The organism is Sphingobium sufflavum (genome assembly GCF_021403115.1).
Taxonomy (GTDB): domain Bacteria; phylum Pseudomonadota; class Alphaproteobacteria; order Sphingomonadales; family Sphingomonadaceae; genus Sphingobium; species Sphingobium sufflavum.
The window spans coordinates 175,798-198,690 of sequence record NZ_JAJSSH010000006.1; the positions used below are offsets into that span (position 1 = coordinate 175,798).

General features: G+C 67.8%; 20 protein-coding genes. 7 read left to right on the forward strand and 13 right to left on the reverse strand.

Annotated features, from left to right (window positions below):
* The first annotated feature begins 61 nt into the window (after positions 1-61).
* On the forward strand, positions 62-370 hold the full coding sequence (locus LWE61_RS11060) for a (2Fe-2S) ferredoxin domain-containing protein (RefSeq protein WP_234150117.1): 309 nt from the start codon (positions 62-64) through the stop codon (positions 368-370).
* A 5-nt stretch (positions 371-375) separates the two neighbouring features.
* Here the strand turns inward: LWE61_RS11060 and LWE61_RS11065 are convergent, their stop codons facing one another.
* Together LWE61_RS11065 and LWE61_RS11070 are read right to left on the reverse strand one after the other, a co-directional pair.
* Entirely contained in the window at positions 376-3,153 is a 2,778-nt protein-coding gene (locus LWE61_RS11065; protein WP_234150118.1) for an MHYT domain-containing protein, read from the reverse strand.
* Between the two features lie 236 nt (positions 3,154-3,389).
* Complete coding sequence (locus LWE61_RS11070) at positions 3,390-5,495, reverse strand: putative bifunctional diguanylate cyclase/phosphodiesterase (RefSeq protein WP_234150119.1); 2,106 nt, start codon at positions 5,493-5,495, stop codon at positions 3,390-3,392.
* 239 nt (positions 5,496-5,734) lie between these two features.
* On the opposite strand from LWE61_RS11070, the gene LWE61_RS11075 reads away from it, so the two are divergent.
* The 5 genes from LWE61_RS11075 to LWE61_RS11095 all read left to right on the forward strand — a co-directional run bounded on the left by LWE61_RS11075 (position 5,735) and on the right by LWE61_RS11095 (position 10,295).
* Entirely contained in the window at positions 5,735-6,328 is a 594-nt protein-coding gene (locus tag LWE61_RS11075) for a helix-turn-helix transcriptional regulator (RefSeq protein WP_234150120.1), read from the forward strand.
* 128 nt (positions 6,329-6,456) lie between these two features.
* Positions 6,457-7,302 (forward strand): acyl-homoserine-lactone synthase, encoded by an 846-nt coding sequence (locus LWE61_RS11080; RefSeq protein WP_234150121.1) that lies wholly within the window; start codon positions 6,457-6,459, stop codon positions 7,300-7,302.
* A gap of 55 nt (positions 7,303-7,357) precedes the next feature.
* Complete coding sequence (locus LWE61_RS11085; RefSeq protein WP_234150122.1) at positions 7,358-7,645, forward strand: acyl carrier protein; 288 nt, start codon at positions 7,358-7,360, stop codon at positions 7,643-7,645.
* Positions 7,642-8,529 (forward strand): SAM-dependent methyltransferase, encoded by an 888-nt coding sequence (locus tag LWE61_RS11090; protein ID WP_234150123.1) that lies wholly within the window; start codon positions 7,642-7,644, stop codon positions 8,527-8,529. The genes LWE61_RS11085 and LWE61_RS11090 overlap by 4 nt, the downstream gene beginning before the upstream one ends.
* Positions 8,526-10,295 carry a fatty acyl-AMP ligase gene (locus tag LWE61_RS11095; protein WP_234150124.1) on the forward strand — a complete coding sequence of 590 codons (1,770 nt, stop codon included), beginning with the start codon at positions 8,526-8,528 and terminating at the stop codon, positions 10,293-10,295. The genes LWE61_RS11090 and LWE61_RS11095 overlap by 4 nt, the downstream gene beginning before the upstream one ends.
* A 13-nt stretch (positions 10,296-10,308) precedes the next feature.
* On the opposite strand, the gene LWE61_RS11100 is transcribed toward LWE61_RS11095, so the two are convergent.
* Entirely contained in the window at positions 10,309-12,510 is a 2,202-nt protein-coding gene (locus LWE61_RS11100) for a TonB-dependent receptor (protein ID WP_234150125.1), read from the reverse strand.
* 126 nt (positions 12,511-12,636) lie between these two features.
* Between LWE61_RS11100 and LWE61_RS11105 the strand changes: the two genes are divergently transcribed.
* On the forward strand, positions 12,637-12,798 hold the full coding sequence (locus LWE61_RS11105; protein WP_234150126.1) for a hypothetical protein: 162 nt from the start codon (positions 12,637-12,639) through the stop codon (positions 12,796-12,798).
* Positions 12,799-13,014: 216 nt separating this feature from the next.
* Here LWE61_RS11105 and LWE61_RS11110 read toward each other — a convergent pair whose 3' ends face one another.
* The 10 genes from LWE61_RS11110 to cbiE all read right to left on the reverse strand — a co-directional run bounded on the left by LWE61_RS11110 (position 13,015) and on the right by cbiE (position 22,889).
* Positions 13,015-13,380: a response regulator gene (locus tag LWE61_RS11110; RefSeq protein ID WP_234150127.1), complete on the reverse strand. Its 366-nt coding sequence runs from the start codon at positions 13,378-13,380 to the stop codon at positions 13,015-13,017.
* 288 nt (positions 13,381-13,668) lie between these two features.
* Complete coding sequence (locus tag LWE61_RS11115) at positions 13,669-15,408, reverse strand: ATP-binding protein (protein WP_234150128.1); 1,740 nt, start codon at positions 15,406-15,408, stop codon at positions 13,669-13,671.
* Positions 15,405-16,013 (reverse strand): YfiR family protein, encoded by a 609-nt coding sequence (locus LWE61_RS11120; protein WP_234150129.1) that lies wholly within the window; start codon positions 16,011-16,013, stop codon positions 15,405-15,407. Before LWE61_RS11120 ends, LWE61_RS11115 begins: the two co-directional genes overlap by 4 nt.
* Complete coding sequence (locus LWE61_RS11125) at positions 16,001-17,872, reverse strand: TonB-dependent receptor plug domain-containing protein (RefSeq protein ID WP_407696225.1); 1,872 nt, start codon at positions 17,870-17,872, stop codon at positions 16,001-16,003. Before LWE61_RS11125 ends, LWE61_RS11120 begins: the two co-directional genes overlap by 13 nt.
* Before the next feature lie 186 nt (positions 17,873-18,058).
* The gene (locus tag LWE61_RS11130; protein ID WP_234150131.1) at positions 18,059-18,250 is read right to left on the reverse strand and encodes a hypothetical protein; all 192 of its coding nucleotides are present in this window, start codon (positions 18,248-18,250) and stop codon (positions 18,059-18,061) included.
* Between the two features lie 179 nt (positions 18,251-18,429).
* The gene (gene cobF, locus LWE61_RS11135; protein WP_234150132.1) at positions 18,430-19,185 is read right to left on the reverse strand and encodes a precorrin-6A synthase (deacetylating); all 756 of its coding nucleotides are present in this window, start codon (positions 19,183-19,185) and stop codon (positions 18,430-18,432) included.
* Positions 19,182-20,510 carry a cobyrinate a,c-diamide synthase gene (locus LWE61_RS11140; RefSeq protein WP_234150133.1) on the reverse strand — a complete coding sequence of 443 codons (1,329 nt, stop codon included), beginning with the start codon at positions 20,508-20,510 and terminating at the stop codon, positions 19,182-19,184. Before LWE61_RS11140 ends, cobF begins: the two co-directional genes overlap by 4 nt.
* The gene (gene cobM, locus LWE61_RS11145) at positions 20,507-21,292 is read right to left on the reverse strand and encodes a precorrin-4 C(11)-methyltransferase (RefSeq protein ID WP_234150134.1); all 786 of its coding nucleotides are present in this window, start codon (positions 21,290-21,292) and stop codon (positions 20,507-20,509) included. Before cobM ends, LWE61_RS11140 begins: the two co-directional genes overlap by 4 nt.
* The gene (locus LWE61_RS11150) at positions 21,289-21,684 is read right to left on the reverse strand and encodes a cobalamin biosynthesis protein (RefSeq protein WP_234150135.1); all 396 of its coding nucleotides are present in this window, start codon (positions 21,682-21,684) and stop codon (positions 21,289-21,291) included. The genes cobM and LWE61_RS11150 overlap by 4 nt, the downstream gene beginning before the upstream one ends.
* On the reverse strand, positions 21,681-22,889 hold the full coding sequence (cbiE, locus tag LWE61_RS11155; protein WP_234150136.1) for a precorrin-6y C5,15-methyltransferase (decarboxylating) subunit CbiE: 1,209 nt from the start codon (positions 22,887-22,889) through the stop codon (positions 21,681-21,683). The genes LWE61_RS11150 and cbiE overlap by 4 nt, the downstream gene beginning before the upstream one ends.
* Between the last annotated feature and the right edge of the window lie 4 nt (positions 22,890-22,893).

The window sequence follows — 22,893 nt, forward strand, 5'->3', positions numbered from 1 at the left end:
GCAAGTCGCTCTTCTCAAAGGGCGCTCTTCCCAACGGCCCTGCGCGACCCATATCGGGGGGATGAAAAGGACCAGCGCACAATGGGACGCGGCGATCATCGTCTGCCGGAAATGCTCGAAGAAGCTGGGCGGCGGCTTTGGCGAGAAGGGCAAGACCTCTCTCGCCAAGGCCCTGCGCGCGCAGGCGGACGGCGGCAAGGGGCGCAAAGCCGGGATCGGCGTGGTGGAGACGGGATGCCTGAAAATCTGCCCTGAAAATGCCGTGGTGACGATCAACGGCGCGCGGCCCAAAGACTGGCTGATCGTGCCGAAGGGAAGCGACATCGACGTGGTGGCGCAACGGCTGGGACTGGGTAGCAAGCGGGACTGACGGAGTTACAAATCCGCCAGGCTCATCGCCAGCTCATCCTTGCGGAAGGGCTTGGTCAGGCGGGGCAGGTCCGCCGCTATCCCCTCTATCTCCGCATAGCCCGACACCAGCAACACGGGCAGTTCTGGCCGGGCGATACGCACCCGCTTCGCCAGTTCGGTCCCCGTCATGCCGGGCATCAAATGGTCGGTTAGCAATATATCGAACCGCGCGCCCTTTTCGACCAGCAGCATCGCCTCCTCCGCCGACGCCGCCTCGACCACGGCATAGCCCAAATCGCCCAGCATGTCCGCCGTGCTCATCCGCACATATTCCTCGTCATCGACCAGCAGCGCGGTGCCGCGCTTGAGCGCCCGTGGCTGCGGCATGACGGCGGGACCAGCGTCGATTTCGGATGCGCTCTGCGGCAGCCATAGTTCGATATTGGTGCCCACGCCCGGCCTGCTGCTGATGGTCAGCGCCCCGCCCAGTTGCGACGCCAGCCCATGGACCATCGACAGGCCCAGTCCCGTGCCCCGGCCAATGCCCTTGGTGGAGAAAAACGGCTCGATGGCGCGGGCCATGGTCGCATCGTCCATGCCGATGCCCGTGTCCGCAACGGACAGGCAGACATAGTCCCCCGCCTTCAGCGCGCCCCGGTCGGCGCCCAGATGCTCCGCGCGCGCGGTGATGCGCAACGTCCCGCCATCCGGCATGGCGTCGCGCGCGTTCACGCTGAGGTTGAGCAACGCCATTTCGAGCTGGTTCACATCGGCGCGCGCGTGCGGCAGGTCGTCCGCCGCGTCCACGCTCACCCGGATTTGCGGCCCGGTCGTGCTGGCGACGAGGTCGGCCATGCCCGCTACCAGCTTGCCCACCTCCACCGGCACCGCCTGCAACGGCTGGCGCCGCGCAAAGGCGAGCAGGCGCTGGACCAGCACTTTCGCCCGGTCCGCCGACTGGAACGCGCCCGCGATCAACCGTTGCTCCCGCTCCGTCCCCACGCCGCGCCTCTGGAGCATGTCCAGCGCGCCGAGGATCGGGGTCAGCAGATTGTTGAAATCATGCGCCACACCGCCGGTCAACTGGCCCATCGCTTCCATCTTCTGGCTCTGGCGCAATGCCTCCTGCGCGCTCTCCAGATCGCGCTGCGCCTGCACACGGGCCGACACGTCATAGGCGGTCAGGAAAGCGCCGATGATCCGTGCGGACGCATCGCGCATGGGGTGAAAATGCACCTCATAATGCGCCTGCACATAGGCCACGTCGCCGAATTCGTCGACGATGACGAATGTCTCACCGTCCAGCGCGCGCAGCCATTGGGCATGAATCTTGTTGCGGTGCCGGGGATCGGCGCTGAGCAGTTCGAGGAGATTTTCGCCGATCCGGCAGGGCCGCCCGTAAATCCGCTGGAATTCCTGCTGCTGCGTCCGGTTCAGCGCGACGATGTTCAGGTCGGGGTCGCACACCATCACGGATGCGGAGGTATTGTCGACCACCGCCGCCAGCACCTCCCGCTCCGCCACCGCCTCGCGCACCCGCTGCTCCAGCGTCTCGTTGAGCTGGCGCAGCTTCGTCTCCGCATCGGCGCGCGCGATGATCTGGCGGGTGCGTTCGGCGATTTCCTCCACGAACATCACCTCGTCACTGGTCCAGTGGCGAGGGTTGCGGCTGTTGAGGTAGAGGACGGATTGCAGTCGCCCGTCATGCACGAAGGGCACGATCAGGATCGCCTGCGTGTCGATACCGGAGAAATTGCGGGGCGGATGCAGGCCGTCGCTCATCGCGTCGGCCAGCAGGTCCGCCACCACCACGGTTTCGCCGCTGGTCAGCAAGGCGACGATCCTGCCTCCGAAATTGCTCAGCGGATAATGGCCCAGAACGATGGGCACACTGCCATCCGTCCAGCATATCCGATAGTCGAACTGTCCCTGCGTGGCGTCCAGTTCGCCATAGCCGACCCGTTCGACGCCGAAATGCTGTCCCAGCAACGCCGCCGTCTCGCGCAGGGCTTTCTCCGGCGTCGCATCGCGGATGGCTTCGGCAAGGCGCAGGCGCAGCGCGACCCGCGCCTCTCGCCGGGCCGCTGCCGCCAGCCGCCGGTCGATGGTCGCCGCGCCCAGCGCCAGCACGAGGATCAGCAGCGTCAGGGCGGATACCCAGGCGGCGAGGATGGACGGGCTGACGCTGCTCTGGGCCAACGCCGCATCGGCGTGATCGTGCATTATGAAGATGACGCCGCGCATCCCCACATAATGCATGCCGGAAATCGCCGCGCCCATCAGCAGCGCGGCGGTCAACTGCCTGCCGCTATATTGCTCGCGCGAGGTGAGCGACAGGGCCGCCACCGCCGCGCCGATGGCGATGGCGCCGGACAGGGCGACCCAGAGCGGATCGTAAAGAATATCGGCGTCCATCATCATCGCCGCCATGCCGACATGATGCATGGCCACCATGCCCAGACCCATCAGCAGGCCCGCGCCGCCCAGCCGGACTGCGCCGCCGCCGCGATTCATGATGCTGAAGCCGACGCCCGTGCACAGCACGGCGAGGAACAGCGACAACAGGGTGAGGCCGAGGTCGTAACTCATCGCCATGCCCGGCATGACAAAGGCCAGCATCGCGACGAAATGCATCGACCATATGCCGCCGCCCAGCGTGATCGCCGCCGCCGTCAGCCACAGGCGTCGCACCGGTCCCTTCGCCGCCCGCATCCGGCTGGCGAGATCGAGCGCGGCGAAGGACGCGAGCACGGCGATGACGATGGACAATCCGACGAGGATCGCATCATGGGAGCCGGTCATAATCATCAACGCCTCCCCCTTTGGTCCGACACGAGTGTAGGCGCGCCGCCGACACACGTCGAGAGGCTTGTCAGGGCAAAAGGTTCAGCAGGGAGAGGAACTTAGCGTAGAGACGCCATGGGCCGGGGATCAGCCGACGAGCGCCGGTGGGATAGTGCCGGAGGTCGGCTCAAGGCCGCGAAAGCCGCAAAGCCATGCCGATCGCCAGCTTCCGGGCTTCCTGCCCGTTCCCCGCGTCAGGCCGAGCGGGCGCTGGGCAAGGTCCGGGACTCGCCGCCATGGCTGGATGGCCAGCGGCGGATCAGGTCCGGGATTTGCGCGGCGGGGGTGGGCACGCCGAAATAATAGCCCTGCGCATATTCGCAGCCGAAGGAGCGCAGCACGTCCGCCTGCGCCAGCGTCTCGATCCCCTCCGCAATCACCTTGATGCCCAGGTTGCGGCCCAGGTTGACGATGGCGGACACGATCGCCGCGTCGCCATTCGCCTCGTCGATGTGGGAGACGAAGGAACGGTCGATCTTCAGCATGTCGACGGGCAGCGCACGCAGGTGCGAGAGCGAGGCAAAGCCGGTCCCGAAATCGTCCAGCACGATGGAGGTGCCGTTTTCCGACAAGCGATAAATGGCATCCTTGGCATGGTCTGCGCCCCGGCCCAGGAACACGCCTTCGGTGATCTCCACCTCTATATCGCGCGGATGCAGGCCCGCCTCGCGCATGCTTGCGATCAGGCGCGGGGCGAAATTATTCTGGCGGAACTCGGCCGGCGCGGCGTTGATCGCGACATGGCCATAGGCCAGCCCCATGCGCTTCCACTTCGCAATGTCGGCGATGACATGGGCCAGCATCGTCTGGCCCAGCAGGTCGGCGACTTCCGCCTCCTCGAACGCGGCCATGATCGACGCGGGCGCATGGATATTGCCCATGCTGTCGCGCCAACGCAGCAGCGCCTCGAACCCGGTCAGTTCACCCGTCACCAGCGAAACCTTGGGCTGGTAGAAGGCCAGTATGTCGCCGCTCTTGGCCGCCGTGCGCGCCCGCGCGACCATCGCCGCCCGCTCGCGCACCTCGTCCTGCATGCGGCTTTCGAAGATCAGCATCTTGCCCCGCCCGCCATCCTTGGCGGCGTAGAGCGCGATGTCGGCGTGGCGCAGCAGTTCGGACGATTGCTGGCCATGGTCGGGGAACAACGCCGCACCGATGCTGGCCCGGCAATCGACCGGCCCGCTGTCCAGCGAGAAGTCCTGCCGCCTGTTGAGGATCTCCTCGCCCCAGCGGACCAGTTCCTCGCGATTTTCCAGATGGGTGAACAGGATGGCGAACTCATCGCCGCCCAGCCGCGCGACCAGCACGTCCTGCGGCAGGATCGAGCGCAGTTCGTCCGCATAATGTTGCAGCAGCGCATCGCCGGCATGATGGCCCAGCAGGTCGTTCACTTCCTTGAAGTGATCGAGGTCGATCAGCAGCACGCCGACCCGGTGCAGGCATTGCACCGCCGCCGCCAGCGCCTTCTCCAGGCTGGTGTTGAACAGCAACCGGTTGGCGAGGCCGGTCAGCGGGTCATGCTCCGCGTTCCAGCGTATCTGGTTCTCGACCAGCACCTGCTCGTGAATATCCTCGGTATAGCCATACCAGCGGATGATTTCGCCCCGGTCGTCGCGGCGCGGATAGCCCTGCGCGCGCATCCAGCGATAATGGCCGTCAACGCACAGCCGCATGCGCACATCGAACGGATTGCCCGTGGTCAGCGCCAGCACGATCTGCTCGTTGACATGGGCCAGGTCGCCGGGGTGGGTGACGCTGCCCCATCCCTCGCCCAGCGCGGTTTCCCGCGTCATGCCCGTCGCCGCCAGCCAGCGATCGGTGACGTCGATGATCCGGCCCATCGGATCGGCGATCCACGGCAGTTGCGGATTATATTCGACGGTGTAGCGAAGATGCTCCTCGCTCTGGCGCAGGGCGTCGATGGCGTTGCGGTCGGCGGTGACGTCGATCAGCGTGACGATGCCGCAATCGCCCTCGCAATGCTCCGTCATCCGGCGGACGATGGCGCGAACCCAGTGCACCGCTCCGCCCGGCGTTTCGACCCGGAATTCGGTGGATCGCTGCTGCGGCAGGCCCCTGATGGCGCGGACCAGTTCCACGATGTCGCGGCGATGTTCCCGCCCGACATGCGCGATGACCTCTGCGAAATCGGCGGTATGCGGCAAGCCGAACTTGGCGGCGCTGGCATCGTCGAAGGAAAAGCGACCCGTCGAATCGACATTGCACAGCCCCACGCCCGCCGCCGCCAGAGCGTCGTCCACCAGGCCATGATTATGGCCGATGCCGCTATGGGCGGTCATCGGACAATGGCCCCTTTCCGGGCAAAAGGTCGATTGTGCGAATACATTCTTGGCGGCCTCGACGCCCCCCTTTTGCATCATGGGAAGCGAATTTGGATCGCTTTTAGAGGGGATTAGCGAACTATTCCTTAATGCTGCGAACGGAATGTAAGGCGGTCGGCCAAATTTCTCCGCCCCCTCTCAACCGGACATTAACCGCAAGGGTGCAAGGCTGGACGACGGTCGAGCAAGAGGAAGATATGTCGCAGGCACTGCACAGCGGGTTTGACCGTATCGCGCCCGATCCCGCGGGCACCTTCGTGCGTGTCGCGCCCCTGCTGCTGGACCTGCCCGCGCTGGTGGCCGCCTTTGACGCGGCGCTGGCGCTGGAGGATGCGCGCGGCCATCGCTGCTTCGTCCTCGACGGCGACGAGCGGCTGCCGCTCACCCAAAGCCCGGACAGGATTGTCGGGGAAGCGGCCAGCGACACGACATTCCGCATCGCCGCGCCGGATGGCGAGACTCTTCTCCTCATCATCGACTGCGCCGAATCACCCGACCGTTCGCGCCGCGCCCGGCTGCACCTGCTCGCGACCGTCTATGCCGCCCATGTCGTGCCGCTGATCGAGGTGGAGGAGACGGATGGCCCCACGCAGGACGATGCCCTTACCGCACGGGAACGCGAATGTCTGCGCCTGCTCCTGACCGGCCTGTCCCATCTCGACATCGGCGATGCGCTGGACCTGTCGGCCCCTGCGGTCGGCATCCACCTGCGCCGCGCCGCCGCCCGGCTGGGCGCGGGGTCGCCCCTCGACGCCTGCGCCATCGCCCTGGCGCGCGGTCTGCTGACCTGATCCGCAGCTTCCCTCGCAAGCCCCTTCGGTCCTTTCCCGACCGGACATATAATTAAGTTTTCATTAGACATTTTGCCGATTGGTGACGGGCCGGACCTGATGTAGTTTGCCGCCAAAAGGTCGCACACGTGCTACATCTGATAACGGGTCGAAATCGCCATCTCTATGAGCCGGAGCTGGATGCGCTGCATCGGGCGCGCAAGGCCGTGTTCGTGGACGAACTGGGCTGGCAACTGACCGTCCGTGACGGGATGGAGCGGGACGAATATGACGACGAGCGCGCCATGCACCTCGTCGGCTTCGACGCGGCGCAGGATGTCGCCATGTCCATCCGCGTCCGTCCCGCCGACGACCGGTCGATGCTGGTCGATCATTTCTCCCACCATCTGCCGTGCGGCATGCGCGCCGTGGACGACGGGCGGACATGGGAGGTCAGCCGGGGCTTCAGCCGCGAGCGCGGCCTGAAACGCGCCGTCCTGCGGCGCAAGGCCGCCTGCATGATCGCACCGCTGGAAATGGCGCTGGAGGCGGGCATCGACCGCTATGTCGGCTTCACCGACGTCCGCCTGCTCGGCATCTATTATCATATCGGCTGGAAGCTGGACCTGCTCGGCGATCCCCAGCCCTATGGCGAGGGGGACGGCGTGGCCTATGAGGCGCAGGTGTCCAGCGCCATCGTCCGCGACATTCGCCAGACATGGGGACTGCCCGCGCCCGCCTACAGGGAACTGGACGGGTTGGGCGATGCGCCGAGCGTCCATGCCGCCGCCGCCGCGCTGGTGGGTGACGACCCCGCCCGCGCCGAACTGATGGCGCCTGCCCCCGCCCCCCTGCTGGTTCCGCCCGGTCGGGGCAGGCTCGCCGCGCTGGCCCGCGCCCGCGCGCCGTCCCTGCCGGAAACCGGGCCTGACCCCGCGCCGGACGCCATCGTTTCACGACCGGAAAAACGTCGGACAGCCGTTACGAAATTGTAAATTTTCGGGGGATACGTCCTCCGCAAACCCATCCCCGGATTTTTGGAGAAGCAGAGTGACGGCAACGGATTCGCACCCCCATGGCGCGGGCGAGATAGAGACATGGTTCAGGGATTATATCGCGAAGTTGGTCGGCTTGCCCGTGGAGCAGGTCGCGGGCAGCGCCGATTTCGATAGTTTCGGCATCGATTCCGTGCAGGGCGTCGACATGGTGACGGCGCTGGAGACGTGGCTGGGCCTGACCGAAGACCTCCCGCTGGAATATGTGTTCGAGGCGGACAGCATTACCGAGGCGGCGCAGCGCATTTCCCTCGCCCTCCCCACCGGCCCGTCGCCCGCATGACGGAGGCTTTCCCCCTGCAACCGGGCGGCTCCGCCGATGCCATCCGCCACCATTATGACGTGGGCAATGATTTCTACGCGGCCTGGCTCGACCCCACCATGGTCTATTCCTGCGCGCTGTGGGACGGGCCGGAGGATCAGGCCCCGCTGGAGGAAGCCCAGCGGCGCAAGCTGATCCACCACGCCCGCGCCATCAAGGCCGCGCCAGGCATGAATATCCTCGACATCGGCTGCGGCTGGGGCGGCCAGTTGCGTATGCTGGTGGAGGAGTTCGGCGTCACCGCCTGCACCGGCCTGACGCTGAGCGAGGAGCAGGCCGCGCATGTCCGCGCACTGGGGCTGGACGGCGCGAGCGTCGAACTGGTCAACTGGCACGACTATGCGCCCGCGAAGCCGTTCGACGGCATCATCTCCGTCGGCGCGTTCGAGCATTTCGCCCATCCGACCCAGAGCGAGGACGAACGCCGCGCCACCTATCGCCGCTTCTTCCAGTCCTGCCATGACTGGACGGCGGGGCGCGGGCGGCTGTCGCTCCAGACCATCGCCTATGGCACCATGCAGGCGGCGCAGGCCAATCCCTTCATCACCGGCGACATCTTCCCCGCCGCCGAACTGCCGACGGTGGAGGACATCGTGGTCGCCAGCCGCGGGCTGTTCCGCATCCTGCTGCTGCGTGACGACGGGCTGGACTATGCCCGGACCTGCACCCTCTGGGCGCAGCGGCTGCGCACCGCGATGGCGGAGAGCCGGGCGGGCGACGATGCGGAGCTTGCCCAACGCTATCACCGCTATCTGCGCCTCTCGGCGGCGGGTTTTGCGATGGGGCGTATCGGGCTGCTGCGGATCGTCTTCGATCCCATCGCCCCGGCACGGGGAGCGGCATGACGCCTGACGCGGCCATGGTCCCACCCAACACGATCCTCGACGTGCTGCGCGCCCATGCGGCGGAGCGGCCCGGCCATCCCGCGCTGATCTTCGACGATGGCAACGGGCCGACCGCCCGGCTCAGCTATGGCGAACTGGCGGAGGCTGTGCGCGGCCTTGCGGGCACCCTCGCCGCGCAGGGACTGGGAAACAGGCCGGTCGGCCTGTTGTTCGGTCCGGGCATCGACTTCATCGTCACCTTCCTCGCCTGCCTCACCATCGGCAGCATCGCCGTGCCGCTGGCCCCCGTCGGGCGCCGGCGCGAGCGGGTGCCCAACCTGCTGCCCGTGGTGCGCGACTGTATGCCCGCCGCCATGATCCTGGATGCGGGTATGGCCGTGCAATATGGCGGGCTGGCGGAGGCGCTGGCGAAGATGGACGTGGCCTATCTGGAACATGAGGCGCTGGCCCCCGCGCCACCCTCCACCATCCTGCCTTCGCCGCCCGGTTCCGACGATGTGGCGGTCCTGCAATATACCTCCGGTTCGACCAGCGCGCCCAAGGGCGTGATGATCACCCATGGCAATATCATCGCCAACCAGCGGATGATCCGCCGCACCTTCGGCCATGACGACCGGTCGAACTTCGTGGGATGGGCACCGCATTTCCACGATCAGGGCCTGTTCGGGAACATCCTCCAGCCGCTCTACCTCGGCGCGACCTGCGTGCTGACCGCACCCGCCACCTTCGTTCGGCGACCGCTCGTCTGGCTGGAACTGATCGACCGTTACCGCGCCCACACAAGCGGCGGCCCCAATTTCGCGTTCGAGCTGTGCATTGAGCACGCCACGCTGCGCGGCCTGCCCGCCGTGAACCTGAGTTGCTGGAAGGTCGCCTTCAACGGCGCAGAGCCGATCCGTGCGCGCAGCGTGGAACGGTTCGCGGAGAGTTTCGCGCCCGTCGGCTTCGCGCCGGAGGCGTTCTTTCCCTGCTATGGGCTGGCGGAATCCACGGTGGTGACCGCCTGCGGCCCGCGCGACAAGGGACCGGTGCTGCGCCGGGTGGATGTCCAGACGCTGGGCGACGGCCATGTGCTGCCCGCCGACCCGCGCAAGCCCGTCCTCGCGGAAATATGCTGTGGCCCCGCGATGGAGGAAAGCGAGCTATGGGTCGTCGACCCTGAACGGCATGTCGTCGCCGCGCCCGGCGATGTCGGCGAAATCTGGGTCGCCGGGCCCCATATCGGCCGGGGCTACTGGAACCGGACGGAGGAAAGCCGGGCGACCTTCGGCGCGCTGATGCTCGACGGGCGCGGCCCCTATCTGCGCACTGGCGACGTGGGGTTCATGATGCCGGAGGGGCTGTATGTCGTCGGCCGGATCAAGGATCTGCTGATCGTGCGCGGTCGCAACTTCGCGCCCAATGACATAGAGCAGATCTGGACCGACGTGACCGGCCATGCGGGACAGGCGACCGCCGCCGCCTTTCAGGTGGCGCACGGTGAAACCTCCCATGTCGTGCTGGTCGCGGAGATTGAGCGTGGCCTGCGCACGGCGGAGGGGCTGGATGGCCTGATCGCCGATTATGGCGCGCAGGTGCGGCGGATGGGGCTGGACCGGCTGGACCTTGCCATCACCGATCTGATCGTCGTGTCACCCGGCGGCATTCCGCGCACGACCAGCGGCAAGGTGCGCCGCGCCGCGACCCGGACGATGCTGGAGAAGGACGAACTGCCCGTGATCGGCACGTCCGGCCCCCTGATGGCCCGGCGGACGGAGGAAGCCTAAACCCGGAAAGCCGTCAGAACTGCCGCGTCACCGTCACGCCATAGGTGCGCGGCGGGCCATAGGCGGTGGTCCGCAGCACACCCATAGCCGTGCGGTCATCGCGATAGGTTTCATAGCTCTGGTCGGTCAGATTCTCGACCCAGACGGCGGCGGTCCAGCCAGTCCAGCGGGCGCTGAGTCGCGCGTTCAGCAGGGTGCGCGCGCGGCCCCGGAACCGCTCCGAATTGGTCGGGTCGAAATAGACGGAGGACTGGTGATTGGCCTCCACCCGGCCTGTCACGCTGCCGAAACCGGTGCGATGGGCATATTCGGCGGCGCCATGGGCGGTAAAGCGCGGCGCCCCGGTCAGCGCCTTGCCCGCGCAGTCACTGGCCCCGCCTCCTTCCGAAAGCGGCACCGCGCACTGGGCGAAGCGATCATATTTCGCATCGGCATAGCCCGCCGCGCCTTCCAGCCGCACACCGTCCAGCGGACGCGCCGTCACCTCCACCTCGAATCCGTCGATCGACGCCCGCCCCGCATTGCTCAGTGCGGTGCCCGCCCCGGTGATCTGCGCGACCTGCAAATCGGCATAGTCGGTGTGGAATCTAGTCAGCGCCAGGGTCAGGCGACGATCCAGCAGGTCCGCCTTCACCCCGCCCTCATAGGTGGTGGCATGTTCCGGCCCGGCGGTCAGCCCGTTGGCGGACGCGGCCAGATCGACGTTGAACGCCGCACTCTTGAACCCGCGCGCGACCCGGCCATAGAGGCGCACGCCTGGCGCGGCGGCATAGGTCAGCGAAACCGTGGGCGACACGTCATGGTCGACGCTGCGCCCGGCAAAGGCAATGTCGGGCAGGTCCAGCATGGCGAAGATACCGGTCTCGTCATCCTGCACGAAACGGGCGCTCTTGCGCTCATAGGTATAGCGCAGCCCGGCGGACAGGGTCAGCCGCTCGGCGAGGCGCCAGTCGACGGAGCCGAACGCGGCATAGCTGCGCGTCGCCACCCGGCCGCGCGTGGTCAGCTGGGGTGCGCCGGGGATGCCCAGCCCCATGCCGATCGCCAGCGTTCGGTCGGTATGGGTAATCTGGTCGAGCAGATAGACTCCCGCCAACCAGTTCAGCCGATCCCCGGCCTTGCCATTCAGGCGCAATTCCTGGCTCCACAATTCACTGCGGTCGCCAAACAGGTCGGCGGTCAGCAGGTCGGCCTGCCGTTGGTCATCGTCGAGCGATGCGGCATAGCGCGACTGGCGATACGCGCTGATGCTGGTCAGCACCATCTCGCCCAGCGTGGCGACGGCGGTCAGCGAGACACCGGCAATGTCACGGCGCAAGGCGTTAGGCCGGTTATTGTCGATCTGGCGCGGCGGCAACGCGCCGGGCGCGCCCGGCAGGCCGATGTCGGTGGCGGAGAAGAAGCCCGGCGTACCCCGGTCGCGCAACCCATCCGTGCGCAGCGTGACAGTCAGGCGGTCGGACGGCGCGAAGGCCAGCGCTCCGCGCCACGAAAACAGGTCGAGACCGTCTGCATCCCGCCCCCCGGACACATGCCGGTAAAAACCGTCGCGGCTGGCATAGCCCAGCGCGATCCGCCCGGTCAGCGCATCGCCCGCCAGCGGCCCGGACAGGGTCGCCTGCGTGCGGACGAGGCCGAAATTGCCGGCCTCCACGCGCGCGCTGCCCGTCAGGTCGCGGGTCGGCGCGGCGCTGCTCAGCGTCAGCACGCCCGCAATCGTGTTCTTGCCGAAAATCGTGCCCTGCGGCCCGCGCAGCACCTCGACCTGGGCAATGTCGAGCAATTCCTGATTATAGGCTTCGGGCCGCCCCACATAGACGCCGTCGACATAGACGCCGACGCCGCTTTCCACACCGATGTTGCGGACCAGCGTGGCGATACCGCGGATCGCGATCTGCCCTTGTAACTGTCCGCCGATGCCGCCGCTGAACGCCACATTGGGCACGCTGCCGGTCACATCGGCAAAGCTGGTGATGCGCTCGTCCTCCAGTCCGCGCGCGGTGAGGATCGACAGGGAGGCCGGCACGTCGAGCGCCGACTCCGGCACCTTGCGCGCCGTCACGATGATGGCGTCGGGTTCCGCGATACGATCCGGCGCGGCGTCCGCCGCCAGTACCGGCGTGGCGAAGGCCCCGGACCAGACAGTCGCCAGGACAACCGCATGGAGGGCCGGGATGCGGGACAGCGCCTGAAATCGGGGCAGGGAAAGGGTCATGGTGCCGGACGCTAGGCCGATATGGTTAATATCTGGTTAAGGCCTTCGCCCGGCCATACAGCGGCGAAGCCTCGCCATGCCGCACCGGGCTTGCGCGCCATCGCGACCTGTGACCTACTGCGTCCCATGACCGACGAGTCCCCGCTCGACCCCATCAGCCAGATGGTGGCAAAGCTGCCCGACTGGCTCCGGCACGATCTGGCCGCCAAGGACAAGAAATCACGCGAACGCGCGGAGGAGGCGCTCAGCGCGATGATCGCGGCAACCATCGCGGGAACGTCCGGCTAAGTCGATCCGGGCGGCCGACTATACAGGGATAGCTCACGCAGGGAAAGCAACGCGGACAAGTCTCCTGCCTCGTCGCCCTTACCCACTATCGCAACGCTGAAGCATGAGGGTTCGAACCTCTGGCGGCACGCAATTGGCTTCGGGTCTTCGTGGAGATGACGAACAGCCCACCGACAAGTGCGAGACGAAAGAAGTCTCGCCACCCCGATCCGCCCCTCACGCCTTGAGGATCAGCAACGCCTCCACCTCGCTCACCATTTCCAGAAAGCGATAAGGCTTGGGCAGGAACGCCTCCCCTTCCGACAATATGTCCCTGTCGACATGCAGGTGGCCGGAGGTCAGCAGGAAGCGCGTCCGGGGCCAGCGGCGATGCACTTCCTCGCGCAGCGCCATGCCGTCCACCGCGCCGGGCATCCGCACGTCGCTGACGATCGCGGTCACGGCCAACCCGTCCTCCAGCATGGCCAGCGCCTGATCGCCGGTTTCTGCCTCGCTGACCGCAAAACCCGCCTCCTCGAACACATCGACGCACAGCGCGCGGATCAGCGCCTCGTCCTCCACGATCAAAACCGACTTTTCCACTGGCACCATCATCGACCCTCTCCGTCCGATATGGGCCAACGCGGTCAACGCCGCGCTGTTCCCGTCGCAGGCGCTGGACGGTGCGGGAAACGCCCCGACCTTCCCTTCCCGCCGTCTGGAGCCAGTTCCGATCCGATTGCATCGGCACCGCTGCTCCAGTCCCTTGATTTGCCGCATTTTCCGATTCGGCAGATGATGCCATCTGCCTCGAAAACGCTCCAGCCCCATTCCGCCTATGGCCGGGCTACGCAGGCGCCGGGCGCTATCCCGCCACGCCCATCGTCGCCCTCATCGCCCGCCCCCGATCAGCACCTCCAGTTCCGCCGACAATTGCTGGATCGTGTAGGGCTTGACCAGCAACGGTATCCCCTCGCTCGCCGCCGATGCCGCCGCCGCGCTATAGCCGGTCATCAGCATCGCGGGCAGGCGGGGCCAGCGTTCCGCGACCCGATGGACCAGATCGATGCCGTTCAGCGTACCGGGCATGACCATGTCGGACAGGAGCATCTCGAAATCCGCTTTCTCCTCCAGCCGGACCAGCGCCGCATCGGCGGTCTCCGCCCGCTCGCTTTCATAGCCCAGTTCGCCCAGCATCTCGCCCACCATCTCCGCGACGGTGTCGTCATCCTCGACCAGCAGGATGCGGCGGTTCGCCCCGGCCTTCAGCGGCACGGCGGGGTCGACCGCCAGCGGCACGGCCACGCCGGTCGCGCGCGGGATAACCAGCGAAATGGTCGTGCCCTCGCCCGGCGTGCTCTCCACCTCGATCTCGCCGCCCGACGACTTGGCGAAACCATAGACCTGGCTGAGGCCCAGCCCGGTTCCCCGGCCCACCCCCTTGGTGGTGAAGAATGGCTCGAAAATCTGGCTCAGCATTTCCGGCGCGATGCCGGTGCCATTGTCGGCGATAGAGAGGCGCACCTTCTCCCGCTCCGTCTTGGAGCCGGGCAGGCCCTTGGCGCGGATTCGGATGAAGCCGCCCTTGGGCATGGCGTCGCGGGCGTTGAGCGCGATGTTCAGCACTGCCACCTCCAACTGCGACGGATCGACCTCCACCCACAGTTCGGCGGGGATATGGACGTCGACCGTCACCCCCTCGCCCAGCGACCGTTCCAGCAGGGCGTCCATCCCCGTCAACCGCTCGCGCAGGTTGATGACCTCCGGGTGGAGCGGCGACCGACGTGCAAAGGTCAGCAATTGCTGGGTCAGCTTCGCCCCACGATCCACCGCCTGCCGTATGCCCGCCTTTAGCCGCTCGATCTTTTCCGGGTCGGTCGTGCGTTCCATCAGGTCCAGCCCGCTGGTCGCGACCATCAGCAGATTGTTGAAATCATGCGCGACGCCGCCGGTCAACTGGCCCATCGCCTCCAGCTTCTGCGACTGGCGCAGCGCCTCCTCCACCTTCTCCCGGCTGGCGATCTCCTCGCGCAGGCTGGTATGGGCGGTGCGCAGCGAGGCGTAGGATATGCCCAGCACCGCGACCAGCAGGCAGGCCATGATGATGAGCGCCGCCACGCCCAGATAGCGCGCCGCGCGCCGCGGCCAGCTTTCCAGCGAAACGCGCAGATAGACGATGCCGACGGCGGTGTCCCCCTGCGTCACCCGCGCCGTCACGGTCAGGTCGCGCCCCGCGATAACCGGCGCGAACGGGCGGACACGGTCGGGCAGGTTGGTGCCGACCAGCGTATAGCCCGCCACGAACCGACCCTGCGCATCATAGGCGCCCGCCGCCAGTATCTCCGGGTTGGCGCGCAGCGCGTTCAGATATTCCTGAAGGGCGACACTATCGTCAAAGGCCAGCGGCGCGACCACGCTGCTCGCCAGTATCTGCGCCTGCACGCTGGCCTGCCGCACCTTCTCCGCCTTGACCGTGCGATCATTGTGGAGCGCGAGGGCAAGGCCGGAGACGAGCAGGCACAGCGCGACCAGCACCATGGTCAGCGGCGTCGCGATACGCGCCAGCGCACCCGGCAACAGCGGCCCGGTCTCGCCGGATATGGGAGAAGGAGTGGACGGCGCGATCTTCATTGTCTGCCTACCGAAACGGCCAAGCCCAGCAGCTTGGAACTGATGACAAGTCCATTGGCGCGGGCGGCGCCGTCGTCGATCTGGAAACGAATCCGGCCCGCCTGCGTAACGAAACGGATCATCCCGCCCGGCGGCCCCGCCCCGGCGTCGGTGACGGTCAGCACCGGCTGCCCGTCAAGGTCGGCAAAGGGCGCATAGTCGCCCGCCTGCGGTCCGCGCCCGGCGAACAGCATCTGGCAACTGATCCGGCCCGCGCCCCCCGCCGCGATCCCGCCCGTCGCGGCTCCCAACCGCCGCACGACGATGGGCAGCCGGGCGATCCGCTGGCCGCGCACCACATCGTCCAGCACCGCGCCGAACGGGTCATCGCCCGACAGGCAGATAGTGAAGACTTTCGACCCCGCCAGCGCCCGGTCGGGCCAGGTGATGAAGGGCGCGAACTTGAACAGATAGCTCGCCTTGACCGCCTGTTCGAGCGACGGCGTGCTCGCGCTGGCAGGGGCGCCCACCAGAACCGTCGCCAGCGCCGCTCCGGCCCATACCAGCCCGCCGCCGCTCCATCGGAGCCGCCCGGGCTTGGGGGATCGTCGGGCTACATATGCCATTTGAGCGCCACGAAAACGGTGCGGGCGACCGCATTGGCCTGCGATGCGGGCAATTCCCGGTGTCGGTCGTGCAGCAGGTTGAACCCCGATACCGACAGTTCCGCCCGTTCGATGAACTGCCACCCCAGCCGCAATCCCATCTCCACATAGCTGGGCACATAGGGGTCGGGCAGCGGGCTGACATAGCGCAGGTCCGCATCCACGTTGATCCGCGCGCCAATGTCCATGGAGGAGCGCAACGTCGCCCGGTGACGCGGATCATTGCCCACCTGCGCCACGCCCAGCAGGCCGCTCGACCCCGGCTCGAACCGGAATTTCTGGATCAGCAGGCTATAGCCCGGCTTGAGCCGCCACCAGTCCGCCACCCGCACATCCGCCCATGCGTCGAGGCCATGGCTCTCGCCCCGGATGCCATTGCCCCAGCGCAGCGGCAGGATGCCGACCGGCGCGAACTCGATGCTGCGCAGGTCGTCATAGACATTGTAGAAGGCGGACACCGACAGCGACGCCTGCTTCGACAGGATCAGCCGGGTGCCCGCCTCATAGGCGATCAGCTTTTCCGACCGTATGTCCTGCGACCCGACGAGGAACAGCGACCCGCCCAGCGTCTCCGACACGTCATGGTCGAACGGCGCGGGCGCACGGATCGCGCGCGATACCGACGCCCACAGCAGCGATCCGCTCGACGGTTTCCACGCCAGCCGCGCATTGGGCAGCAACACTAGCCCCGAAAACGGATCCTGCTCCAGCTTCACGCCGACGATCCCGGTCAGCGACGGGGTCACCACGATGCTGTCCTGCGCAAAGATATTGCCGAGGAAGATCGTGCGCCTGTCGGGCACGAAGTCGAGGCCGTTCGCCCCGTCTATGTCGTATCGGCTGACCCGCGCCCCGCCGCCCCACACGATCCGATGCGCCGATCCCAGCGCAAAGCCCTGTTCGAAGGACAGGTCGAACGTGTCGATGCCGAACCGGCCCCCGCCCTGCTCCGTCTCCCGGCCGTTGCGGTCATAATAGCCCTGCAACTGGAACGTCGAACCGGACGCGCTGGTCCGGTTCCAGCGGGCCACCATATGCTGGCCATGGAAGGTCTCGTCCGGGGACAGGCGCTGCCCGCGCACCCCGTCATAGACATCCGCGAGCAGCATGACATCGTCGGAGGACGACGGACTCCAGTCGATGCGAAAGCCGCCCTGTATGCGGCGCGTGCCATCGTTCGCGCCCGCATTGCTTTCCAGCGTGCGCCGCGCCTTGCCATAGATACGATAGTTCAGATCGCCGCCCAGCCGCCCGCCATAGCGCAGCCCCGCATCATAGGTGCGATTGCCCGCGACGCCGGTCGCATACAGCCCCTGCGTCGTGCCGCTGCGGCGGGTGATGATGTTGATGACGCCGTTGACCGCATTGGCGCCCCACAGGGTCGCCCCCGGCCCGCTGACCACCTCGATCCGGTCGATATCTTCCGGCAGGACATCCTGCATGTCCCAATAGACACCGGAGAAGAGCGGCGAATAGACGCTGCGCCCGTCGATCAGGACCAGCAGCTTGTTGGCGAAATTCTGCGCGTCCGGGTTGCCGCTCTGGCCCCGGGCGGTGATGACGAAGCCATTGGCGGTGTTGCGCATGACCTGCAAATTGGGAGCCAGCCGCAATATGCCCGGCAGGGTGAGCGTGCCGGACCGGACGATGTCGTCATGGGTGATGACGTAAATGGCCCCCGGCGCATCCGCGAGAGCACCGGGCGACTTGGTGACGGACGACACGTCGAGATCGGACAAGGCCGTGATCGACATGTCGCGCAGTTCCTCGACGCTCTGCGCGTGCACCGGCGCAGACGCACCGGCGCTCAATAAAGCCATCCCCCACAACAGGGTGGACACTTCCGAAAGTCTTGTAATCGCCTGAGGCTTTGACCTCATGGACGCCCCCCCTGAACGCCGAAAAAAGCTGGCGCCAGAAGGCGTTACGCGCGACAACGGGAAATAGTTCCGCCCTCAGAACGGAAAATATCTCCAGAACCGGTCAAAGGCGTGGCGGGGGAGGCGTCAGCTCCGCACGGTCCGTGCATGGCGCGCCAGACCCACAGCGCCTGCGCCGACCGCCGCGAACAGCCCCAGCTTCAGCACAGACTTCACCGCGCCCGACGTCAGATAGCCCAGGATCGCGCCCTTGACGCCGCTGTCGCCATCCTTCCTGTCGATGGCCGCGCCGATCGCCGTACCCACCAGATTCTTCATGTCGTGTCTCCAACCAGTATGGACAGGGAGCGCGCGGCGGCAGCGAAGGTTCCCGGTCCCCCACTGTTGCGCCGGGGCCATGAGGTGGAGCGAGCACAAGCCCCGATAAAATGCGCTCAACCTCCAGACAGGCCCCTTCCGTCATCCCTGACCCGATCCCTGGCTTCCATCAGCCCACCTTATCCGTCCCGCCGCCGCATCAGATAGACATCCATGATCCACCCATGCCGCGCGCGCAGCGCGGCGCGGGTTTCCACGATAGCCGCCGCCACATCCCCCAGCGGCCCCTCGACCAGCGCCTCCTGCGCCATGCCCAGATAGGCGCCCCACCAGATATGCACGCCCTCCGCTGGCAACGACCCGAACGCGCAGCCGCCATCCAGCATCACGACCACTGTATCCGCACCCTCTGGCCAGCCTCCTTCCCGCAAGCGCCGCCCGGTAGTGATGACGACCGGCGCAGCGAGGCTGTTGAGCGGGATGGCATGGGCCGCCGTCAGCGCCTGTACGCTGGTGATGCCCGGCACGACATGCAGGCGCAGCGCCATGCCGTCCGCGCGCAGCCGTTCCGCGATCCGCAACGTGCTGTCGTAGAGCGACGGGTCGCCCCACACCAGCAACGCCAGCGCGCCGCCGCCCGGCAGGTGCACGGCAATCTGCTCCGCCCATGCCGCAGCAATGGCGTCATGCCAGTCGTGCACCGCCTCGATATAGGGGGGTGTCGGGGAACGGGTCGGCAGGTCGAACTCCACCACCCGCGTCGCCTCGCTGACATTCGCCGCGCACAGCGACCGGCGCAGGTCGATCAGGTCCGACTTCGCATCGCCCTTGCGCGGCAGCAGGATCAGGTCCGCGCCGCGCATCGCCCGAATCGCGGCCATGGTCAGATGGTCGGGATTGCCCGTACCGATACCGATCAGATGCAGGTCGATCATGCGGCCTCCGCCCCCCGCTGCGGCGCGACGAAGTGGAAGAAGGTGCCCGCCACCCTGCCGCGCCACGATCCCGTCTCCGCCTGCGTCACGCCGTCCGGGTCCATGACATGGGCCAGCGGTGCGTCGGGCTGCTCCACCACCGTCGAATAATGAAACTCATGGCCGCGCAGCACCGCGCCTGCCGCATGGCCCACCGCCGGGGCCAGCAGCCGCGCCTGCCGATAGCCCAGATGCAACCGTCGGTCGGCATGACTCGTCACCAGCCCCAGCAGCCCGGCCATGCGATGGCGCGCACCCTGCGCGTCGATCAGCCCCTCGCCCAGCGCCATATAGCCGCCACACTCGCCATAGACCGGGCGGTCCTCCGCATGGCGGCGCAGCCCCGCCCGGAAAGCCTCCGCCGCCGCCAGCCGCCCGGCATGCAATTCGGGATAGCCGCCGGGCAGCCAGACCAGATCGGCCTCCGCTGCGGGCGCCTCATCCGCCAGCGGCGAGAAAGGCAAGATTTCCGCCCCCGCCCGCCGCCACGCCGCCAACAGGTGCGGATAGGTAAAGGAGAAAGCCGCATCCTGTGCCCATGCGATACGCTGCGCCGGGGGCGCTATCGCCATCCCCTCCCCGACAGGCCGCGCACAGCCACCGGCCGCCGCCCGGATCGCCGCCAGATCGACATGGTCGCGCACAAAGGCGGCATAGCGCGTCAATATCGCGGCCAAATCCCCATGCTCACCCGCCTGCACCAGCCCCAGATGCCGTTCGGGCAGGCTGAGGTCGGGCCGCCGGGGCAGCGCGCCCAGCACCGTCAGCCCCGCCGCCGCCATGCCATCGCGCACCAGCCGCTCATGCCGGGGGCTGGCGACCCGGTTCAGGATCACGCCCGCAAAGGGCAGGTCGAGGCGCAGCCGCCGGAACCCTTCCGCCACCGCCGCCGCCGACTGCGCCTGTCCCGACACATCGACCACCAGCACCACCGGCCATCCCATGCGCCGGGCGATGTCCGCGCTGGCACCATTGCCGCTCGCCCCGTCCCGCGCCGCGCCGTCGAACAGGCCCATCGCCCCTTCCGCCAGCACCATGTCGGCGTCCTGTCCCTGTGCCGCGATGGCGTCCAGCAACGCACCGTCCATCGCCCAGCTATCGAGGTTGAACGACGCCCGCCCGCAGGCCGCGCGGTGAAAGGCGGGGTCGATATAGTCCGGCCCGCTCTTGAACGGCTGCACCGCCAGCCCATCCTCGACCAGCGCGCGGCACAGGCCCAGCATCACCGTCGTCTTGCCGCTGCCCGATGCGGGCGCGGAGATCAGCAGGCCCGGCGTCGGCCTCATTCGGTCCGCCCGATAAAGGGGGAGTCCGCCGACTGCGGACGGAAACGCCGGTCATAGCCCGCCGCATACAGGCTGCTCTCCGCGAAGTCGGCGCTGTCCAGCACCCGCCCGACCAGGATCAGCGCCGTCCGCTCCATGCTGCCCGCCACCGCATCCTCCACCGTGGAGAGTGTCGCGCGGACGATCCGCTGGTCCGGCCAGCTTGCCCGCCACACCACCGCGACCGGGCAATCCGCGCCATAATCGGGCGTCAGGTCCGCGACGACCGTGGCAAGATTATGCACCGACAGATGGATGGCCAGCGTCGCGCCGGTCGCGGCGAACCGGGTGAGCGTCTCCTTCTCCGGCATGGAACTGGCGCGCCCCGGCGTCCGGGTCAGGACCAGCGACTGGCCGATGGTCGGCAGCGTCAGTTCCGCTTCCAGCGCGGCGGCGGCGGCGGCAAAGGCGGGCACACCGGGCGTCACGGTAAAGGGGATGTCCAGCGCGCGCAGGCGGCGAAGCTGCTCCCCCATGGCGGACCAGACCGACAGGTCGCCGCTGTGCAACCGGGCGACATCCTGCCCGGCATCATGCGCCGCCGCGATGGCGGCGATGATGTCGTCCAGCGCCATCGACGCCGTGTTCACGATCCGCGCACCCGGCGGGCAATGGTCGAGGATGGCGGCGGGCACCAGCGACCCGGCATAGAGGCACACTGGGCTGGCGGCGATCAGGTCGCGGCCCCGCAGGGTCAACAGGTCGGGCGCGCCGGGTCCGGCGCCGATGAAATGCACGGTCATGACTGGGTTCCTTGGGCACTGGGTTGCGCGGCAGCCTGCGCAAGGGCGCAGGTCGCCATCCGGTCGGGCGCGATATGGCGGGTGGTGAGCAGGCGCGCGCCGGGTCCGGCGGCGGCCAGCGCCACCGCCTCCGCCACGCTGCCCGTATTCCGCGCGGCGAGGCTGGCGGCGGATCGGGTGGACGTCGCCACCCCCTCCAGCGCCGCCGCCTCCACGGCGATAAGGGGCAGGCCGAGCGTTTCGGCCAGCGACGCGACATGCACCGCCTTGTCGGCGGGCGCGGCCAGCGCGGACACGGCGGGATGCCCGGCCTGCGCCGCCTGCAGCGCATCGGCCAGCGACGCCTGCGCCGCCCCGGAACGAAAGCCGAAACCCGCCACGATCCGGCTCACAGCGTCACGCTCCACTGCACCAGCGGATAATGCGCCTTCCACCCGCGCCGCGTGCCGAGCGGCGCCGCCTCCGCCAGGTCGATACGCAACAGGCTGCCCCCCTTGTCGCCATGCCACTGCGCCAGCACCGCTTCCGACTCCAGCGTCACCGCGTTGGCGACCAGCCGCGTGCCGGGCCTGAGCACGGCCCACAGCGTCTCCAGTAGCGCGTCGTTCAGCCCGCCGCCGATGAACACCGCATCGGGCAGCGCCTGTCCCGCCAGCGCATCGGGCGCGCGTCCCTCGACCACCGCCAGCCGGTCGGCGCCCAGCGCCCTCGCATTGTCGCGCGCCCGCGCCGCCCGCGCCGCATCCGCCTCGAATCCCGTCGCCTGCATGGCGGGATGGGCCAGCAGCCACTCGATCGCGATCGACCCCGACCCTGTGCCAATGTCCCACAGGCGCTCGCCGGGGCGCGGGGCGAGGGCGGACAGGGTCAGCGCCCGCACCGGCCGCTTGCTGATCTGCCCGTCATGTTGGAACCACTCGTCAGGGCGGCCCGACGCCAGCTGTAGGATCGCCCCCTCCCCGGCACACTCGATCCCAACTGTCACGAGGTTGGTTATGTTGGTATGTTGCAGCCCCTCCGCCGTCCCGGAACGCACCCGTTCCCGCGGCCCGCCCAGCGCCTCCAGCACCGTCAGCGTGGACGCCCCGAACCCCTGCTCCACCAGATAGTGCGCCAGATCCGCCACCGCCGCCCCATCGCGCACCAGCACCAGCACCCGCCGCCCCAGCGCGAGATGAGGCCGCAGGCGAGAGAGCGGCGCGGCATGCAGGCCTAGGCAGACCGTATCTTCCAGTGACCAGCCCAACCGCGACGCCGCAAGGCCAAAGGTCGATGGCGCGGGATGGGCGATCCATTCGTCCCGGTCCAGATAGCGAGTGACACTGCTCCCCGCCCCGAACCAGAAGGGATCGCCCGACGCCAGCAGCACGACCCTGCGCCCCCGTTCCGCCAGCAGCGGGGCGATGCCCGCGTCGAACGGCACTGGCCATGCCCGGCTATCGCCTTTAAGGGGCGGGAGCAGGCCGAGGTGCCGGGTCGCGCCGATCACCAGCTCGGCGCGGTCCAGCGCATCGCGCGCCGCAGCGGACAGCCCGTCGAGGCCGTCCTCGCCAATGCCGATGATACTGAGCCAGGGAGGTGCGGGAGTTTCAGTCATGGCC

What these genes read in the sequence shown, in the direction of transcription:
- LWE61_RS11060 (WP_234150117.1), top strand. Translation starts at nt 62, where the DNA reads ATGAAAAGGACCAGCGCACAATGGGACGCGGCGATCATCGTCTGCCGG.
- LWE61_RS11065 (WP_234150118.1), bottom strand. Translation starts at nt 3,153, where the DNA reads ATGACCGGCTCCCATGATGCGATCCTCGTCGGATTGTCCATCGTCATC.
- LWE61_RS11070 (WP_234150119.1), bottom strand. Translation starts at nt 5,495, where the DNA reads ATGACCGCCCATAGCGGCATCGGCCATAATCATGGCCTGGTGGACGAC.
- LWE61_RS11075 (WP_234150120.1), top strand. Translation starts at nt 5,735, where the DNA reads ATGTCGCAGGCACTGCACAGCGGGTTTGACCGTATCGCGCCCGATCCC.
- LWE61_RS11090 (WP_234150123.1), top strand. Translation starts at nt 7,642, where the DNA reads ATGACGGAGGCTTTCCCCCTGCAACCGGGCGGCTCCGCCGATGCCATC.
- LWE61_RS11095 (WP_234150124.1), top strand. Translation starts at nt 8,526, where the DNA reads ATGACGCCTGACGCGGCCATGGTCCCACCCAACACGATCCTCGACGTG.
- LWE61_RS11100 (WP_234150125.1), bottom strand. Translation starts at nt 12,510, where the DNA reads ATGACCCTTTCCCTGCCCCGATTTCAGGCGCTGTCCCGCATCCCGGCC.
- LWE61_RS11105 (WP_234150126.1), top strand. Translation starts at nt 12,637, where the DNA reads ATGACCGACGAGTCCCCGCTCGACCCCATCAGCCAGATGGTGGCAAAG.
- LWE61_RS11115 (WP_234150128.1), bottom strand. Translation starts at nt 15,408, where the DNA reads ATGAAGATCGCGCCGTCCACTCCTTCTCCCATATCCGGCGAGACCGGG.
- LWE61_RS11120 (WP_234150129.1), bottom strand. Translation starts at nt 16,013, where the DNA reads ATGGCATATGTAGCCCGACGATCCCCCAAGCCCGGGCGGCTCCGATGG.
- LWE61_RS11125 (WP_407696225.1), bottom strand. Translation starts at nt 17,872, where the DNA reads ATGGCTTTATTGAGCGCCGGTGCGTCTGCGCCGGTGCACGCGCAGAGC.
- LWE61_RS11130 (WP_234150131.1), bottom strand. Translation starts at nt 18,250, where the DNA reads ATGAAGAATCTGGTGGGTACGGCGATCGGCGCGGCCATCGACAGGAAG.
- cobF (WP_234150132.1), bottom strand. Translation starts at nt 19,185, where the DNA reads ATGATCGACCTGCATCTGATCGGTATCGGTACGGGCAATCCCGACCAT.
- LWE61_RS11140 (WP_234150133.1), bottom strand. Translation starts at nt 20,510, where the DNA reads ATGAGGCCGACGCCGGGCCTGCTGATCTCCGCGCCCGCATCGGGCAGC.
- cobM (WP_234150134.1), bottom strand. Translation starts at nt 21,292, where the DNA reads ATGACCGTGCATTTCATCGGCGCCGGACCCGGCGCGCCCGACCTGTTG.
- cbiE (WP_234150136.1), bottom strand. Translation starts at nt 22,889, where the DNA reads ATGACTGAAACTCCCGCACCTCCCTGGCTCAGTATCATCGGCATTGGC.